The 17,657-nt window shown below is 54.7% G+C and carries 15 protein-coding genes; all 15 read right to left on the bottom strand.

Annotation, left to right across the window (positions count from 1 at the left end):
* Positions 1-66: 66 nt before the first annotated feature.
* A complete protein-coding gene (locus ENJ19_03355) occupies positions 67-1,101 on the bottom strand; it encodes a glycosyltransferase family 2 protein (protein HHM04762.1) in 1,035 nt (344 codons plus the stop codon).
* Complete coding sequence (locus tag ENJ19_03360; protein HHM04763.1) at positions 1,061-1,990, bottom strand: glycosyltransferase family 2 protein; 930 nt, start codon at positions 1,988-1,990, stop codon at positions 1,061-1,063. Before ENJ19_03360 ends, ENJ19_03355 begins: the two co-directional genes overlap by 41 nt.
* 17 nt (positions 1,991-2,007) lie before the next feature.
* Positions 2,008-2,775, bottom strand: a complete 768-nt coding sequence (locus tag ENJ19_03365; protein ID HHM04764.1) for a polysaccharide deacetylase family protein — start codon at positions 2,773-2,775, stop codon at positions 2,008-2,010.
* A 26-nt stretch (positions 2,776-2,801) separates the two neighbouring features.
* Positions 2,802-3,719 (bottom strand): glycosyltransferase, encoded by a 918-nt coding sequence (locus ENJ19_03370; protein ID HHM04765.1) that lies wholly within the window; start codon positions 3,717-3,719, stop codon positions 2,802-2,804.
* Positions 3,720-3,771: 52 nt separating this feature from the next.
* Positions 3,772-5,616, bottom strand: a complete 1,845-nt coding sequence (asnB, locus tag ENJ19_03375; protein ID HHM04766.1) for an asparagine synthase (glutamine-hydrolyzing) — start codon at positions 5,614-5,616, stop codon at positions 3,772-3,774.
* A gap of 6 nt (positions 5,617-5,622) precedes the next feature.
* Positions 5,623-6,705: a lipopolysaccharide biosynthesis protein gene (locus ENJ19_03380; GenBank protein ID HHM04767.1), complete on the bottom strand. Its 1,083-nt coding sequence runs from the start codon at positions 6,703-6,705 to the stop codon at positions 5,623-5,625.
* A gap of 208 nt (positions 6,706-6,913) precedes the next feature.
* Positions 6,914-8,023 (bottom strand): hypothetical protein, encoded by a 1,110-nt coding sequence (locus tag ENJ19_03385; protein HHM04768.1) that lies wholly within the window; start codon positions 8,021-8,023, stop codon positions 6,914-6,916.
* Between the two features lie 47 nt (positions 8,024-8,070).
* Positions 8,071-9,402 (bottom strand): hypothetical protein, encoded by a 1,332-nt coding sequence (locus ENJ19_03390; GenBank protein HHM04769.1) that lies wholly within the window; start codon positions 9,400-9,402, stop codon positions 8,071-8,073.
* A 220-nt stretch (positions 9,403-9,622) separates the two neighbouring features.
* Positions 9,623-10,669, bottom strand: a complete 1,047-nt coding sequence (locus tag ENJ19_03395) for a glycosyltransferase family 1 protein (GenBank protein HHM04770.1) — start codon at positions 10,667-10,669, stop codon at positions 9,623-9,625.
* Positions 10,670-10,672: 3 nt separating this feature from the next.
* Positions 10,673-11,770, bottom strand: a complete 1,098-nt coding sequence (locus ENJ19_03400; protein HHM04771.1) for a glycosyltransferase family 2 protein — start codon at positions 11,768-11,770, stop codon at positions 10,673-10,675.
* A complete protein-coding gene (locus ENJ19_03405) occupies positions 11,767-12,993 on the bottom strand; it encodes a glycosyl hydrolase (GenBank protein HHM04772.1) in 1,227 nt (408 codons plus the stop codon). Before ENJ19_03405 ends, ENJ19_03400 begins: the two co-directional genes overlap by 4 nt.
* Positions 12,987-14,186, bottom strand: coding sequence for a glycosyltransferase family 1 protein (locus tag ENJ19_03410; protein ID HHM04773.1), 1,200 nt, complete (start codon positions 14,184-14,186; stop codon positions 12,987-12,989). The genes ENJ19_03405 and ENJ19_03410 overlap by 7 nt, the downstream gene beginning before the upstream one ends.
* The gene (locus ENJ19_03415; GenBank protein ID HHM04774.1) at positions 14,179-15,369 is read right to left on the bottom strand and encodes a glycosyltransferase family 2 protein; all 1,191 of its coding nucleotides are present in this window, start codon (positions 15,367-15,369) and stop codon (positions 14,179-14,181) included. The genes ENJ19_03410 and ENJ19_03415 overlap by 8 nt, the downstream gene beginning before the upstream one ends.
* Positions 15,191-16,273, bottom strand: coding sequence for a class I SAM-dependent methyltransferase (locus ENJ19_03420; GenBank protein ID HHM04775.1), 1,083 nt, complete (start codon positions 16,271-16,273; stop codon positions 15,191-15,193). The genes ENJ19_03415 and ENJ19_03420 overlap by 179 nt, the downstream gene beginning before the upstream one ends.
* Positions 16,215-17,438, bottom strand: coding sequence for an ABC transporter ATP-binding protein (locus tag ENJ19_03425; GenBank protein ID HHM04776.1), 1,224 nt, complete (start codon positions 17,436-17,438; stop codon positions 16,215-16,217). Before ENJ19_03425 ends, ENJ19_03420 begins: the two co-directional genes overlap by 59 nt.
* Positions 17,439-17,657: the final 219 nt, after the last annotated feature.

The raw sequence follows: 17,657 nt of genomic DNA on the forward strand, positions 1-17,657 counted from the left end.
CCTCGCGCAGGTTCTTGGCGCGAATTTCCGGATCCAGCAGCTTGCGCCATTTATCCCGCAGCGACATTACTCCGACCCTTCCGTTCCACCAAGCACACGGCCACGGCGGCGGTCACTCCACAGATAGAAGTAACCGCGGAACTCACCCAGGGCCGCTGCCAGGCGCACCAGATAAAAACGCCGCTTGTCCCGCCCCATGGCCGTCGCGGCGGCAATAAAATACTCCGCCAGCTTGCGGTACATGAAGCGCGGCACGATGCCGCTCGCCGGCGGCTCCGACAAACGCACCGTAGAGGCGGAACGCATGAAGGCCTTCTTGATCACGTAGGGCAGCGTCAGGCGCTCATGGTCGACGTAATGGTATTGCACCACCGACGGCACATATCGCAGCCGTGCCCCCAAGCGCAACGCCCGCCGCACCCATTCCAAATCCTCCGCCCCCCCCAGGTCATGCCCGGTGGGACCAAACTCCGGTGAAAACCTGCCCACCTTTTGCAGCCATTCCCGTTTCAAATACAAATTGCCGCCGCCGGGAAGGGCGGTGTCCAGGCCCAACTGCCGCGGCTCGTCACCCAAATCAAAGCGCGGCACGGGCAAGGGATAAATCCGGTACGGCCCGCGGTCATGCACCCAGCCCGGTTCCTGCCCGTCCCAGTCGGGCAAGATGCGGCCGCAATAGAAATCGGCATCGGGATAGCACTCCACGGCCTCGGCGAGACTCACCAGATAGCGTTCATCCACCCGGTGATCGTCGTCAACAAACGCCACCCACTGCGCCTTGAGACGGGCGGCGGCTTCATTGAGGGCATTGGATTTGCCCGGCGCAGCCACCTCGAACCATGCCAAAGGCAGCCCCCCCGGGTTTTCCGCGCGGTATCGTTTCAAACACGCCACCGTACCGTCGGAACATGCATTGGCCACCACCAGCACATCCACAGCCCAACTTGCAGGCCGCTTCGCAGCATCCAAATACGCCAGCGTGCGCAGGAGCAACTCTGCGCGGTTGTGGGTGCAGATGAGAATGGTCAGGGTGGGTGCGATGGTTCCAGCCACAGCGGCACTACTCCGGCGCGCGGGCCGCAAATGACCAGCCAAGGACATAGCCCCAAAAGTACGCCACATTCATCTCTCTTCGCAAACTGGCCGTGCTTCCTTGCTTCAGGCGCTGCCCCAATGCACGCGCAGCGGCGCGCAGCAATTGGCCAAACAAGTATCTCGGGGGGAAACGGGATCCATTACCGCGTTTGCGCAAGCCTTCCATGCGACCCTGGCGATAATGCAATCCGAGAAAATAGCCGCGGCGCAGTTTGTCCACCTCGATGCGGTGATAGATAGTGGACTCAGGCACCCAACGCACGCGATGGCCACCGGCCAGCAAGCGGCGGTAAAACTCGGTGTCTTCACCACCGTCATTGACCCCGCCTTTACGGCCCAGGTCGGGGTCAAACTCGCCGATGCGGGCGAAGAGTTCGCGGCGCACGGCAAAGTTGCCACCGTAAAAAGGCGTGTTGGGCTCGGTCAGCCATTGGGCTTCGCCATAGTTGAGTAGCCCGAGGAAACCCAGCAATTCATCCTGCAGCCAAGGCGGACGGTCGCCGTGTTCAAACATCACTTCAATGCGCCCGCCAAGGGCATCGGGCCGGTGGGTGAGGATGGCGTGTTCGTAACCCCGGAGCCAATCGGGGTCCGGCGTTTCGTCATCGTCGATGAATAACAAATACTCGCCCCGTGCCTCTTTCAAGGCCCGGTTACGGGCGTTGGACAAACCCAGCTTACTCTCGCGCACTACCCGCACCGGCACACCCGCCGGCCGCCAGTCCGCGGCCGCCAGTATCTCCGCCGTATCGTCGGTGCTGGCGTTGTCCACCACCACCCACTCCCAGTCCCGCTCGGGCGCGTGAAGTTGGGCGAAATCCGCCAGGGTGCGCACCAAGCGGTCGGCATGATTGTGAGTACACAGGGCAACGGTAATCAGCGGTGTGTCAGGCATGTTTGTAATGTGTGTTGTTATGCCGCAGATGCGCCCAAACGGGCTTTTAGCCGCTCACCATAATACCGTAGCGTTTGCCGCCAGGAACCGTCGTTGCTGCCGAAGAATACTTTGCGGGCCAACATGGCCGGGGTGTCGGTGCCGAACACATCCAGACGGCGAATGCGGTAGGGATGCACGTCCCGGCGGTTGAATCCCGGCTGAGTGCAGAAAGCGGCCCGGTAACCAGCCTCGCGCGCGGCGACCACCACCCGCTCGTCAATCCGCCCGTAGGGATAGGCCAGATAGGGCACGGCCTCGCCGAGCAACGCTTCCAAGTCTTCACGTGAGGCCCGCAGCTCTTCCGCCAGGCGCGCGTCACTGAGGGTGGTGAGATCGGCATGAGTGCGGGTGTGGGAATGAAACGTGAAACCCATCTCCCGCATGGCGACGATATGTTCTGCGGCAAGTAAAGGATAAGTGGCACCGCTGGGGTTGTCGCTGCGGCACCATTCGTCTTCCCTGCCCAGCAACCGGCTTACAAGGAATACAGTGGCGGGCCAGTTCATTCTTTGCAACAGCGGCGCGGCATGTTCGTACACACCCAAAAAGCCATCGTCGAAAGTGAGCAGAAAACTGCCCTCGGGCAAGACTCTCTCCCCCGCCAGCCAGGCAAAGAAATCGCCCAGACTGCATGCCCGCATCCCCTGCCGCGCCAGACACTGCATGTGGGCGGCAAAGTTTTCGGGCGAGATGGCATAGCGCCGCTCCCAATCGTTGTGTGCAGGACCAATGCGATGGTACATCAGCACAGGAATGCGCCGTGCCACGTTCATGCGCCTTGTTCCCCTGCAGCTTTATCCGCCTGCGCCACCAGCCTGGCAAACAGCGGGGCGGACAGCAGCGCGGGCAGAATATATTTCAAATCTTTTACCTGCCAGGCGCCGCGCCGCAGGGCGTGGCGGAACAAGGGACGGGCATTGGCCAGATCGCGTTTCCAATAGGCGCGATAGGCCTCCTTGAGCAATTGCCCCTCCACCAGGTCGCGCAAGCGCTGCGCCGGGATGTGCGCGGTGAGCCCCCCGAACTTCGCCACAAAATCGCGCCGCACTTGCACAGCATCCAACACTTGCTTCCATTTGGTGGCGGAAATCTGGGTACTGCCGTGCCAACGGTAGAATGCCAGCACTTCAGGCAGGCGCACGATGTTGCGGGTATGGCCGTAAATGCGCAACCACAGATCGTAATCCATGGACGAAAAGCGGCGGGTGGAAAACCCGTCGATGGCATCCAGCACCGTGCGCCGGATCAGCGCCGCGTGTATGGGCCAGGGGCAGCTGCGCAAAAAGGCGACCACGACGTCGTCCTCTTCGTAAGCAGGCGGCACATAGGGTTCGCTGTTGGTGGCGTGCTCGCCAACGTTCTGCCAACCGCAATACACCAAGTCCGCCTGCGCGCGGATCAGGGCGGCGTGCAACTTTTCCAAGCAATCCGCCGTCCAGTAATCGTCAGCGTCGAGGAAAGCCACGTATTCGCCCGTGGCCCGGCTCAAGCCATTGTTGCGCGCGGGATAGGGGCCTTGGTTGTTTTGTTCAATGAAGGTGATCTGGTCACCGTAGTCCGCCAACACCTGCCGGGAGCCGTCAGTGGAGCCGTCATCCACCACGACCAATTCCACTTGCGGGTAAGTCTGGTTCAACACGCAATCCACCGCCTCGCGCAAGTAAGGCCCGGCGTTGTAGCAAGGCATGATGACCGAAATGCGGCCGGCGGTGTATGGCGCTGCGTTCATGCGGGCGTTCCTATTGCTTCAACATCTCCGCCACACCGGGCAGGCGTGCCGAAAGGGCGTAGGCCCAACGGTTGTAATCATGCACATTGCTGCGGCGCAGGTATTTCACTCGCTTCCACGCATCCAGCTCCGGCGACTTGCGCAGCCACTTCCATATCGGCACGGTGAAACCGGTCTTGGGGCGGGTGAGCGCGCTGGCCGGCAAAGCGCGACTGAGCGCCTTGGGCAAAACGGCTTTATTTTCCCCCAAACGGCCGGTGGCGGCCAGACCGATGAGTTTTTCGCAGAGCACCGCATCCACCAGGGGCACGCGGATTTCCAGGGAGTGCGCCATGCCCACCCAATCGGTGTCACGCAGCAATTGATTGCGCATGTAACGGGTGGCTTCCAGATAGGCCACTTGGCCGAAATCATTGAGATTTTCGGCAACAGCCGGCGCAACCTGCAATCGGTCCAGACCGGCGGCGATTACCTCGGGCCGCAGAATCTGCCCCAGTTCCCAGGGCATGAACATGCCCCGCTCCATTTGATACGCCCCCGCGAAGGAGCCACCCAACAACACGCGCCCCGCTTCTTTGGAACTGGCCTTGGACCAGGGCGTCACCAAGTGTTGATACCCCACGCGCCAAAGCTGGCCCAGCCACGGCAGGCGCCCGGAAACAGACCAGCGCCGGACACTGTCCGGCACGGTGCGGAATGTGCTGTAGCCACCCAGCAATTCATCGCCCCCCAAACCGGACAACACCACTTTCAAACCGGTTTGGGCCGCGGCCCGGCTCACGAACCAGGTGTTGATGCCGTCAATGGTAGGCTGATCCATGGCAGCCAAAAACGCCCCCAATTCTTTTTCCACATCGGCCATGCTCACCGCCACGCAATGGTGAGCCACGCCCAGGTGTTTGGCGATGTCGACGGCCACGGGCACTTCGTCCACAGGGCGGTCTTTGAATTCTTCGAAGGCCAGGGTGATGGTTTGCAGCGGGTGGTCGGTCATGGTCTGGGCCAAGCCCACCACCGTGCTGGAATCCAAACCAGCGGACAAAAATGCCCCCACCGGCACATCGGCCACCATGTGGGCACGTACGGAGTCGGTGAGTGCGGCGGTGGCGTAAGCGGTTTCCGTGCCGGCCGCAATGTCGTCCGCTGCCGCACAGCCTTGCGCGATCACCTGATCCAGATGCCAGTAGCATTGATGACCGGCGACACCTGACTCAGTAACGGTCATGGTATGTCCGGCGGGCAGGCTTTGAATGGCGCGATAAAGCGTGACCGGCTCGGGCACGCTGCCCCACAGGAAAAATCCGGTAAGCCCGGCCGGGTCGATTTCCTTCGACACGCCGCCGCCCGCCAGCAGGGCGTTAACCTGGGAAGCGAAGCGAAATCTGCGACCGTCATCGGCGTAGTAAAGCGGCTTGATGCCGTAAGGATCGCGGGCCAGAAACAGCTCGCGTTTTTCTTCATCCCACAACGCAAAGGCGAACATACCGCGCAAACGCCGCACCATGTCCGCCCCATCGCGGTGAAAGAGATGCAGCAACACCTCCGTGTCGCTGTGACTGCGAAAGCACACCCCCTGGCCCTCCAGCTCCGCGCGCAGGGCCCGGTAGTTGTAGATTTCGCCATTGAAGCTGACGGTGTAACGCCCATCCGGCGTGGACATGGGCTGGGCACCGGCTTCTGACAGATCAATGATAGCGAGCCGGCGGTGGGCCAGGGCGAGCCGGCCCTCAGGTGACCACCATTCGCCAAAGCCATCGGGGCCGCGGGCCCGCATGCAATCGCGCGTGCGGAGCAGCTCGGTTTTGTCGGGCGTCGCGCCACTGCCGTAGGCGAAAATGCCATTGACGCCGCACATCAGCTACTAGCGCCCCAATACCGTTTCGCGCAGCACGTCCAAATAGCCGTGCCCGAATCTCAAATCCGGCTCCACGTAATTGCCTTCCGCCCACTCATTCCAGGCCTTGAGGAACAAGATGCGGTGCTCGGCCGGATAATCAGCCACTTTGGCGTAAGCATCATTCAAGTGACGGCGGAACAGCTCCGGCGTGGAGTCCTGAAACACCAAGCCGTTCATGCCGGCCCGGGGCGTGTTGTCCCAGTTGGGCACTACACAAGGGTAATCCATAAAATCGACACTGTGCTTGCGCAACAAAAACGCCAGCATTTCTTCGTACGTATAAACGGACAATTTGTACTTGCCCCGGCTGGCCAGCACCTTCAGCCTGGCGTCCCAGTAGCGCCAGGGGATACGGCCGTTCCTCGGTGGCAGTTTCTGCATCATGCAGGCGTCAAAACCCAGCGGCCGCGGATCCCACAAGGGGCTGTGATGGGCGATACCCACCAAGTACAAACCCTTTAACCCCGCTTGCAGAGCCCGCTCACGCCAGTAGTCAGCAACACGCTGCACCTCGGGGATACTGTCAGGTTCATAAATCAAAAAAAGCGGCCTGCCATCCACCGTAATGTAGCGGTCGTCGCCAAACGCCTGCAGCAAATAATCGAAGTGCGCGGCGTAGTCATCCATGCCAGGGTAGGTTTGCTCGATTAGAATTTTGTCCGGACTGCCTTGCCAAATGCTGTTCCAACTGTGATTGGCCCAGCACAGACAAAAAGGAAAATCCGGCTCACCGGTATCCAACACTTCATTGAATGGCCGTTCTAAAATACGGCGGCCACCGAACCAATAATGGTAATAGCAAAAGCCTTCCACCCCCGCCGCGCGGGCCAACTCGGCCTGGGCGGCACGGCTTTCGGGACAACGCAAATCATAAAACCCCAGGTCGGCCGGAATGTGGGGCTGGTAGTGCTCCTTGTACAAGCGTTCGGCGCGGGCGACGTTGGTCCACTCCGTGAACCCTTTGCCCCACCACCTATCGTTTTCGGGGATGGGGTGAAACTGCGGCAAGTAATAGGCGATAACGCGGGCTTTGGGATTTCCATTCATTATGTGTTCCATGGCATCTCAGGCATAATTGGCGCAACGCTTCCAACCCAACAATTTCAGCCGCCGAATCAACAAAATACCCTTCTCCCTCCGAAAGAAGGACTAAGTGAAGGAACTAGCAATGATCGACTTCCCTCGCCCCCCTCCTTGAGGGAAGGGTGATCTGGGCACGCCCGGGCCCATATATTTCTTCCGTAACCGAAACGACTCACTCCAACAACAAAGACAAGGCCCGCCGCAAGCCCCGCTCATTTCCCCGGTTCACTGTGCCCTTGATCAATACCGACCACCTGCCCAGTTTCTTCGGACGGCGCGCCATGTTTTTTTCCGTAATCAATAATACCGTCACGGGATTTTGCGGGGCATCTTCCACACGGCGGATAAAGTTCGCAGGCCGCAAATACCGCTCGTAGTAGCTCAATACCTTGGCGCGCATGCTGCGAATTTGCTCCACCGGCATGCGCAAAGCAAGGCGCAGCTTGGCGAGCAAGTCATCTTCGCCATCGAAAGCGATGCAGTTTTCCATGGGCGTGAGTGCTGGATCAAACCACTCGGGATAGTTAGTGATGGGTACGCAACCCACCGCCATAGCCTCAACAATATTGTGGCACATGGGCATAACGATGCCCGGAGGCGCCAAAAAGAAATCGGCCGTGGCCAGCATATCAGGCCAGATTTTATCGTCTACCCAGATGCGATCCGTATCGACCAGTACACATTTGTTGGTATAACCCGCCTCGCCCAACCCGTCCAACACAGCCAGATCGTCGACAACCAGGGTATCTTCACTCATGCGTTCGCGGATAATATTGACGATTTTCAAACGCGGCAACTTCGGCTTAGGATAACGCACCCGGTTGCGGCGGTAATCCTTGGTATCGCCGGAGAAAAACACCCGTTTGTTTTTCCTGCCCTCCCGAAAGGTCTCCAAGCGCTGATCAACGCCACGCATGGCATGCACGGGATGCATGGGAAAGGGCATGATGATGGGCGGCTCAAGCCAATATGGCGAGAATACATCGAAATCGACTTTAATTTTTCTCCGCCAAGGCCGTCCGGCCAGGGACGGATCTTCTTCATCAAAGAGGTACAAACTTTCATCACCATTGGCCGGGACATGGGTCGTCTTTGTCACACCATCCAGTTCCAGCGCCGCCCGGCCGTACTCTTCCAAACCGCCTTCTGGAGTGTGATCAAAAAACATCACTTGATAGCCGCTGGTCACAAATGCATGAAACAGAGAAAACAACAAGCGTCCTTGCTCGAGGAAAATATCCTGTCCGAGAAACTTGGCAAAGACAACCCGCTGCGCCGTCACACACCGCCTCCCACATCAACCACCTGCACCCGGTGCGCGGCCATGGCTCAGCCCGCTCTAAACGGCGGATGGACCAGCGTCGCCGCATTGTATTGCAATTCTTCCCCCGTGGCACAGGCACGCAAGGTTTTACCCACGGCGCGTAAAATAGCGTGGCCGGCTGCGGCGTGGGCTTGCTGCACTTCGTCGCTACACAAATACCCCGCAGCCCGGCCATCGGCCACGGCGCACAATGCCGACGCCAATCCTTCTGCCGCGCACGGGGAGGATGTTTGCACTGCCGGTCGACCGCCCACGTCAATGTCAGTCCGGTTTGCCAGCACGCCAGTCGCACCGGCCGGATGCGTGGGCAGCCCGTCAGGTACCCCACCCCGCTCCGATCTAAAAGCGCCGCCTTCACCCTTGGTGTAATACATCAAGCCTTGACTGGGAATGAAGACCACACCCCACTTTGGCCGCTGCCCTTCCACCAAGGCGATACTGAGAGTAAGCGGACCATAGCGCCCGTTCCCTGTGGCTTCAGGAAAGCACGAAACCAACCAGACATAACTCCATCTCTTGCGCTGCTCGTAGGGCACCACCTCATCACCGGCAAACAAAACCGGCGTAGTGGGCGTAAGCTTACTTAATCCGTCACGGATCACGGCGGCAGCACTGCTTGCGCAACGGGCGACTTGTATCCGGGCCAAGCGCGCCAGCCAGCCCCTACCAGCGGCATGCGCGGCACCCTGCCCCGATAGCGCCAACCCTTCAATGAATGCAGCGGGGGCTTTCGCCCCGGCGCGACGCGCCACCGCTGTCACGCCTTCCACATTCAGCCATTGAATCTCCGTCACGTTGCTCACCGGAAACGGCACATCAGGTACCGGCTTGCCTAAAAAGCCGCACAGCTCTGCCCAGCCCTCTCCGCCACACAAATCCAAAATCAACAAATCCTGCGGCCGGTCTTTGAAATATTCCTTGACCCCCGCCACGAAACGGTTGTATCCCGCCAGGAACTTTTCTTCGTCGAACGACGTGCAACCATACATCTCTTGCGTAAGCAGACGGGTCGCCTCATTTTGGATTTCGGCGTGGCGGACGGTAAACTGTTTTTTACAGGATTTCAGCCACCCCTTGGCATCGCGCACTGTCAGAATGAATTTGGAACCGGGGTAGGCCTGATCCAATTCACGATAAAAGCTGGGGATGGGGGTATCGGTAAAGGCATCATGCACATCAAGCTCTTCGGTTGGAATACAAGACAAATCGCGGGGCGTATAACGGGTCACCCCGATATAGTCACGGGTTCGATATCCCAAAATGGTCAGCGCACCTGCCAAGCTGGTCGTGCCCGTTTTCGACAGGCCAATACCAAATATTTTTTTTTGCGTTTCCATTTTCTGTCTCTATCAAGCCGGCAACCAAAACGCTTTGTACGCCGGATGCAGCGCAGCGGAATCCGGGCAACGGTTCAACAGGCTGTCGGGAAACTCCCTTTTCCTCAGCTAGAGGGGCGGACTAAAGGAATAAATCAACCGTGGCGCTTACATTTACTCCTTTCCTCCTGACCTTCCCCGTCAGAGAAGAAGTAACCAAAAGCATTTTTTCACCATCCCGTTAACGGGGCGCCAGAATCGCGTTCCAAATCTCCACCAAAGCTCGCTCTTCCTTTTCGAGCGAATACTGTGAGGCAACAAACCGGGCTGCCTGTTCCCGCTGCGCCGAAAAATACTGCGAATCGGCATTGCAGCGTTTGATCACCTGCTCAACCTGGGAGGAAAAACCGATGATATCGCCATCTTCAATGGGAAACGACCAGTCCGGATTAAAAAACTCTCTCCCCCCCCAACCGTGATAGCCGATCACAATGCAGCCGCAGGCCATAGCCTCCGCCGCCGGCAGGCCGAATCCTTCCCGATAACCAAAACTCAGAAAAATCAACGACTCCCGCATTAGCTCTGCGACCCGTTGCTGCGGAATATTGACAAACGGCACAACGTCGAACTCTTCCAGCACGTCCCTATGTTTCAATATATTTATCACCTGCATGGCATCGGATTCGCTCTTCACCCGCGACAAGCAGATTTGTTTCTTTTTAGCCCGTTGAAAATAGAACAGAGCCGGATCCACCGACAGAAAAAACCGGCACACATTCACATCAGGGAACGCGTATCTCACGTACTCTTCACAGTGCTCAGAATTCACCAACACCGCCAGCACAGAGGGGTCGGAATAAGGATTCTTGCGCTTGTCTTTATCAAAAGAATAGCCCTTAAACGTCAAAAATCCGTTTTGATTAAGTATCACTCGAGGAATGCCACGACCGACAGCGGCCAGATCGGGACCGCAAGTTTCCGTCAACACCAACACATCATCAACACCAATTCCCGCTCGAGCGCCACCTACAATAGGAATCATCTGCACCGATGCAGGACTAAACTTTTCCCGCAGCTTTTTGGTTACACGCGCCAGCAATGAGCCAATAGGAAACCGCGTGTAAGCAACAGGTGTTTGGTTTTCAAACCACGTGCAGCGAAAACCTCTACGTTGGTGTAGAACATACGCCTCAATACCGTGGGTGTTAAGCACGTCCACATGCCGGTAAATGACGCGGATACCACCGGTTGGGTGATCGCTATCGGGACAGAGATAGTAAACGGCCACTGTTCACACTACCCGGCCACGGACGGCCGGAGACACTGCCGCCCTGCCAACCTGACGGGATCCAGCTATTTTTAGCTGCTCGGTCCACGCTCTTACGTCCGACGGGCAATCCCCCATGCGGCCAAGCAGATAATCTCGCAAACCCAGCAGCAAACCGCGGTTACGCTTACACTTCAGTCCCGCAACGAAATTACGGCGCCACGTAACCAAGGTCCACACCCAACGCCGCAGAACACCACCCTCACCCGACACAGTCAAGCGCGGCACAAAGGCGATGCGCATACGACGCAATACTGCACGCCATACCGCGAGCCGATCCGCCCCCGCCAAATAACGCCGAGCCCAGAACAATTGGTTTCGCACCCAGAAATAGCACGCCAACGGCGAATCGGAACCACCAATAGCCGATGATACTTTATGATACACGTGTGCGTTTGGTACCACCCAACTGCGAATACCAAACTTTCGGGCGCGATAACACCAGTCTGTTTCTTCGTAAGTGAGAAAATAATCCTCGTCGAAAAGACCGACCTTCTCTAGCACAGAAACGGGAATGAACAGCGCGCAGCCATTGGCGTGGTCGGTTTCGGTGATCGTGTCTATGGTTTCCCTATTTGGGAGAGGCTCAAACCCACCGATCCTTCGGTTCCATACATTGCCGAAATACCAGATTTTATCAGGGCGATCTGCGTGGAAAATTTTTGCGCTGAAGATTCCTCCTTCTGGAAGCTCACGAGCCGCCTCCACAAACGCAGTGAGTAAATTCCGATCTACTAGAGTATCGTTGTTGAGCACCAGCACATAGTCAAACTTCCGCTCCAAGACCCAGCGCAATCCGACATTATTACCGCCGGCATAACCTAAATTGTTTTTAGTTTCCAACACCGTCGCAGCGGGGGCGTTTTGACGAACAGCGGCCAATGAACCATCGGAAGAGCCATTATCGACCACGACCACCTCGAAAAGAGGATAATCCATACCGTAAACAGACCGTAAACAAATCAGCGTATCGTCTTTCCCGTTCCAATTTAGAACAAGAACAGCTACACGCCCCTGCGTGCCAACGGGTCGATCATTTCCCATGGAAACCCGGTCATTCATTCAGGGTACCGTCCTGGCAACCGCAACTGCCGTAATAACTCTTTGACATTACACGTGAATTTTCTTGCTCGCCAATACTGTTGCTTAAAATAGCCAATACGTCCCGAGGGCTGAGAGCTGGAGGGTGCGGTTTCTACCATATCAGGCACGGGCCTCAAAGCACGGGAAGTTGCCTCTAGGTACGCCCGCCCCCACCTCAAATCAGGCTCCAAGTGGCAACCCTCTGCCCATTCATTCCAAGCGTTTATAAAAACAATGCGCTCGTCCCCTTCGTACTTACGAACAGTACGCTTTACTGTATGCCGAAGCCAATCTTCATATAACTGAGGGGTTGAATCGACGATAATCCTTGCAAGTCTCTGTCGACGTGCGCTGTTGTCCCAACAAGGTGACACGCAATGAAAGCGTTTAAACTGTGGATCGGCGCGATTCTTAAAAACGCGCGCCACAGAATTATATGAAATAACATCATTCTCAGCATACGCCCGAGATAGCAATCCCAGCTTGGAAAACAATGACGGCAACGCACCCCGAAAAACTATCTCACCCAACCGATCGCCGGACGGGGCGAACTCCACCGCCGCGTCAAAACCAATACCAGCCGGATCAATTGTATTTACAAACTGCTCAACTCGCGCCAAATAAATATCGCCTATACCGGCCTTGTGCGCCTCGTCCCGCCAAACTTCGGCGGTCTTAGCAGCGTCCGGTAATATCTCGGTACGATAGACCAAAAACAGCGGCTTACCATTAATCCGAATATAGCGTTCATCACGAAAAGCAGGAAAAAGGCTGCGGATATGGGCTACGTCATCTTCCACACTATGTTTTTGTTCGAGCAAAATATTCTTTTCGCCGCCGTCCCACACCCGAGTCCAATTCTCATTAGCCCAACATAAGCAAAATGGAAAATTGGGGCTACCGCTAGCCAACACCTCATCGAATGGACGATCAAGCACGCGACGACCGTTGAACCAGTAATGGTAGTAACAAAACCCGTGCACGCCATACTGGCGAGCTAGATCCGCTTGCGCTTCACGAACCTCGGGAATACGCAAGTCGTAGAATCCAAGGTCCGCTGGCAGATGAGGCTGATAGTGGCCGGGGAAACGGGGCCGGGCGTTTACTACATTTCGCCATTCTGTGAAGCCTACACCCCACCATTCGTCGTTTTCCTTAATCGGATGAAACTGGGGTAAATAAAAAGCGATCACATTTACCATAGCGACCGCTCGTGCTCGCTAGCAGCCACCTGCTGCACTAAGGATTGAATGCGTTCAGTCTGAGCTACGAGATCAAAGTGTTTCATAACGCGGCGACGGCCCGCCTCCCCGAATTGGGCCGCCTTTTCCTTATCCGAAAGCAGAATAGACAGTGCTGACGCAAAACCTTCAACATCTCCGAACTTTCGAAGATATCCCGTTTCGCCATCTATAACTATCTCCTCTGGTCCACCACTGCGGGTCGCTACAACAGGTTTGCCAGCTGCCATCGCCTCAATCAAAACACGACCGAACGGTTCCTGGTTAGAGGTCAACACAAGCACATCTGAAACCGCTAGGTAGCGGCCAATTTTATTCCGTTGACCTAAGAAGCAGAAGACGTTATCCAACCCTTGCTCGCAGATTCGTTTCTTTAGGGCGTTGACGTACGGCTCATCACCATCCCCAACGATCAAAAACCTGACCCTTAACCCCATCGTTTTCACCAAGCCCGCAACGCTGACCAAAAAGCCTAACCCCTTCCTCGGATGAATCGCCCCGATAAAGATCACCGCTGAATCGCCAACACCCAACCCTAGCTGAGACTTCAATCTCGTAGACGGATCTAGCCCAAAATCTGAGCCCCTGCAATCTACACCGTTGTATACCTTCACCGCCCGCGCCATCCCTATATAACGATTTACCGCACATCTCAACGACTCAGAATTAACAACAACCGCCCTTGAAAGGCGATCTACTGCCTTATAGCACAACCACGGCGGTAGAAGCGGTTTCAGTTCTTCATTATGTTCCACATGCTCTCGAAGGTGCCAAATATGAGCCTTTCTTGCGGTTCTCGCAGCAAGCGCACCCTCAATCACGGTTACCGTATTGGTATACACCACATCGATCCCATAGCGCTCAATTAGGCCACAAATCCCCCATACCCGATCTTTGAGACCGCATACAAATCGACGCCGGTACCCTCTACCAAACATCATCCGGGATGGAACCCAATGCACGACAGGGCGGAAGTCAACAGGAACCCCAATCCCTTTTAGCTCACCCGCCAACGCACCGTCGCATGGTAGAACTACGCGAACAGCACATTGATCTCTGTTCATGGTCCTCAGCAAGTCAAGCAATGATCGTTGAGCCCCATACAAACCAGAATCATGCGAGATAAACAGAATGTTTTGCTTTCTCTCACCCATCCGTTTCCAAATACAGCCCCCGAACTTTCGCCGCCTCCCTACGAACGTTGCGCCGGACGCCCCACGCGTTGCCCACTAACCACACGATCGCACGCAACGTATGCAGACGACCCACAGGATACAAATTGTAGGGATATATTGATCGATCAGGCAGCAACAATTGCCTACCCAATCTACCTACAACCTGAAGAAATGCCCCCAAAAATGGAGCCATACTGGTTTTCAGATTAAATAACATAATTCCTTTCAAACGAAGAAAAAGCACAGTATCAGATACTCGATCAGCCTCCTTCGTTCTCAGGTGAACCACGGGCGAGTTCGACGTAACCAACAACTTCAAACCGTGCCTCTTAACTCGACTGCAAAAGTCCTCCTCTTCCCCATAAGCAAAGAATAATGGATCAAAACCGCCAACCCTCCTAAAAGTACTACTCGGCACGAACAACGCTGCCCCGTATAAAACATCCACCTCCCAAAGTTGACCTCTTTCTAAGGGCAGGGGTGGCAAATCAAGCCCATGCCTATTAAACACACCCATCTCAAATTTTTTATCTATTTTATCGGAACCACGACCAAGTTGAACCGGGCCGACCGCACCAACAGCATCGTCACCCTCAAACACAGACAAGTAGTCTGATATAGAAGACTGGGAAAGACGCACGTCGGGATTAACTATGAATATGTACTCAGCCCCTTTTTTAAGCGCATAGGAGATTCCGTAGTTGTTTCCACCAGCGTAACCCAGATTCTTATCTAGCTGAATATATTCTTCCGAAACTAATATATTCTTGAGCGCATCCCCGCTACCATCCGATGAAGCGTTGTCTAACACAAGAATTCGAACGTTTGAATAACTTATCCGCCTAGCACTTTCAATGCACGCCACAGAGTCTTCATAAGAACAGTAGTTCAAAATGATGACATAAACCAACGGGATTTTTCGACCTTCAACCACTGGACAACCTGTCCTATAGATATTCAGAACAAACTCACCATACAAAGTCTTATTTTGCAGCACGCAAAAAATAGCATGCCCGCCCCCCCTTTCCGCGCTGATTTGCTGCCTCCGCTTTACGACGAAACTCGCCCAACTCAGCAACCGAGAAAAGTCCATTGCCTCGATCAACCTCGAAAGACTTGCTTGATCGCAACGGAATACCTCGAGCATATTGCTCGCTGGCATAAAACTCGAATGATGTGGAATCGCACAATTTCTCACTTATCTCCAATCCTGCCCGATCGGCCAGAACAGCAAGACTCTTATCTGAATGAAGGTACAAGTGGCGCGGCGCGTCCATCTCCACCCAATTGGTTTTGTACTCATCCCACACTTGGGACGATACAGTCGGGATCCTTATAAGAATCACCCCTCCATCTACCAGCAAGCGCGCGGCACACTTGAGGGCACCCAACTGATCTGGGATATGCTCTAACGAATGATGAAATGAAATAACATCATACTCACCGGCCACTTCGGCGATACCCAGTTTTCTAATTGAAATTGTGCCATCAAACACATCCTGGCTGACAAATGGATCTATGCCGCTCAAATTACAAAAACCTATATCCCGCAGGTCCGCCAACCAATCGGACCATACACCGCATCCAACATCCAAAAATCTAGTCGAAAAATCTTCTACTCCGCACGTTCGCAATATTCGGATAAGTGGTATACCTGACTTCACACGAATATCCGGCATATCAACAAATCCGGAAATCACTTTATTTAATTTATACCCTCTATCAAACAAAGCATTCCTGACCCGCTGCTTGATCAGAAGCCGCTTCAACAAACCGTACCTGCGCGAAGGAGCCCTGCTATGAGAGTAGTAGTCGACAGGATAGTACTTGTGGAGATTCTCCGGAAAATCTTCGATTTGCAAACAGCCACATGAAGCACATATAAAATATGGAAATTTCTCCCTTGTCCCGTACATCATCTCTACGCCGACATACCGGTCATGGTCACCACGATTCCCACATATCCTGCATGTTTGATACGCCGACACAGCCCCCTCGCAATCAGAACTAGACATGCCAATATGCATCCAAAGCCAAAAATCCGCCGCGCGACGTAACAGGTACATCACCCGCGCGCTTGGATACGACCTGGAAATTCAGCAGATTCTCCCCATAAAATACTGTCCTGGCTCCCGCACCAGCCGTAACTCCGAACCGAATGGAATACACACCAGGTAATAGAGGCATTCGAGCCACATCACAGCGCACTTCCCGCTCGCCACGAGATATCTCCTCGATAGCCAATTGCTGCTCACTGTTATGGGTCGCCAAGTATAAAAAGTCAGTCGTATGTATTCCAAAACCGAAGGTCACATCACGTAAATTAATTTCAGCATTCACCTTAAAGCAAACAGAAAACTTTTCACCATAGCCCACCTCCTCAGTTTGCTTCCCTTCCTGATCCACAAGATATACTTCTACTAGCTGCATCTCGCCGCTTGAAGATGACAACCTCGCACCACTTGCTAGAGTCTCTCTTATTTTTTCATCACTCTTCTCATAGAATATATGGCAAACTTCTTCGGGCTTACCTTCTTTATATACCTTTCCATTGCTCAACATAAGCACTCTACTACACAAACGTTGAACTTGCCGAATGTTGTGACTAACGAGCAATACAGTCTTCCCCTGCCTGCGAATTTGGTCTTCCATGCGATCAAAGCACTTTCTCTGAAACGCTAGATCGCCCACAGCCAACACCTCATCAACAATTAAGACATCCGCCTCCAAGCTTGTGGCAATACTAAACCCCAACTTTACTGTCATCCCCGAGCTATACCTTTTTACTGGCGTATCGATAAATTCCTCCAACTCAGAGAATGAGACGATTTCATCCAGTTTCTTTGAAATTTCCCTGCGAGGAATTCCTAATATTGAACCGTTTAAAAATATGTTCTCACGCCCGGTTAGATCTCCAATCAAACCTGCACCCACCTCAATCAAAGGCGCAACTTTGCCTTTGACATTTATAGACCCAGCCGTCGGAGTACAGACTTGAGATAAAATCTTTAAAAGCGTACTTTTTCCCGCTCCATTGTGGCCAATAATTCCGACCACTTCTCCTTCGTCCACTTCGAAACTAACATTGTCCAATGCCTTAAAAGCTTCGCGCCTAGGCGGTTGTGGCTTTCCTACCAACTTTGCCAGCACGGCTTTCGCGCTATCCTTAATACCTGCAAGCTGGCCCAGCTGGTACGTTTTGGTAACGTTGTTTACTTCAATCATGGCCATGGTGTTTAATTCCGCTCTATATTACGTCAGCAAAGTAGGCTTCTGCTTTTTTGAAAAAGCGATAACTCAGGGGCAATAGAATGGCAACGGTCAATAACCCCGGCCACAGGACACCAAAATCAGGTGCTTGGCCACGAAGCATGACGTTTTGAAATGAGTCAATCACCCCAACCAGCGGATTCATTGTGTAGAGCGTATACAAAAAATTGGACCAATCGC

It is taken from the genome of Gammaproteobacteria bacterium, from assembly GCA_011375345.1.
GTDB lineage: Bacteria > Pseudomonadota > Gammaproteobacteria > DRLM01 > DRLM01 > DRLM01.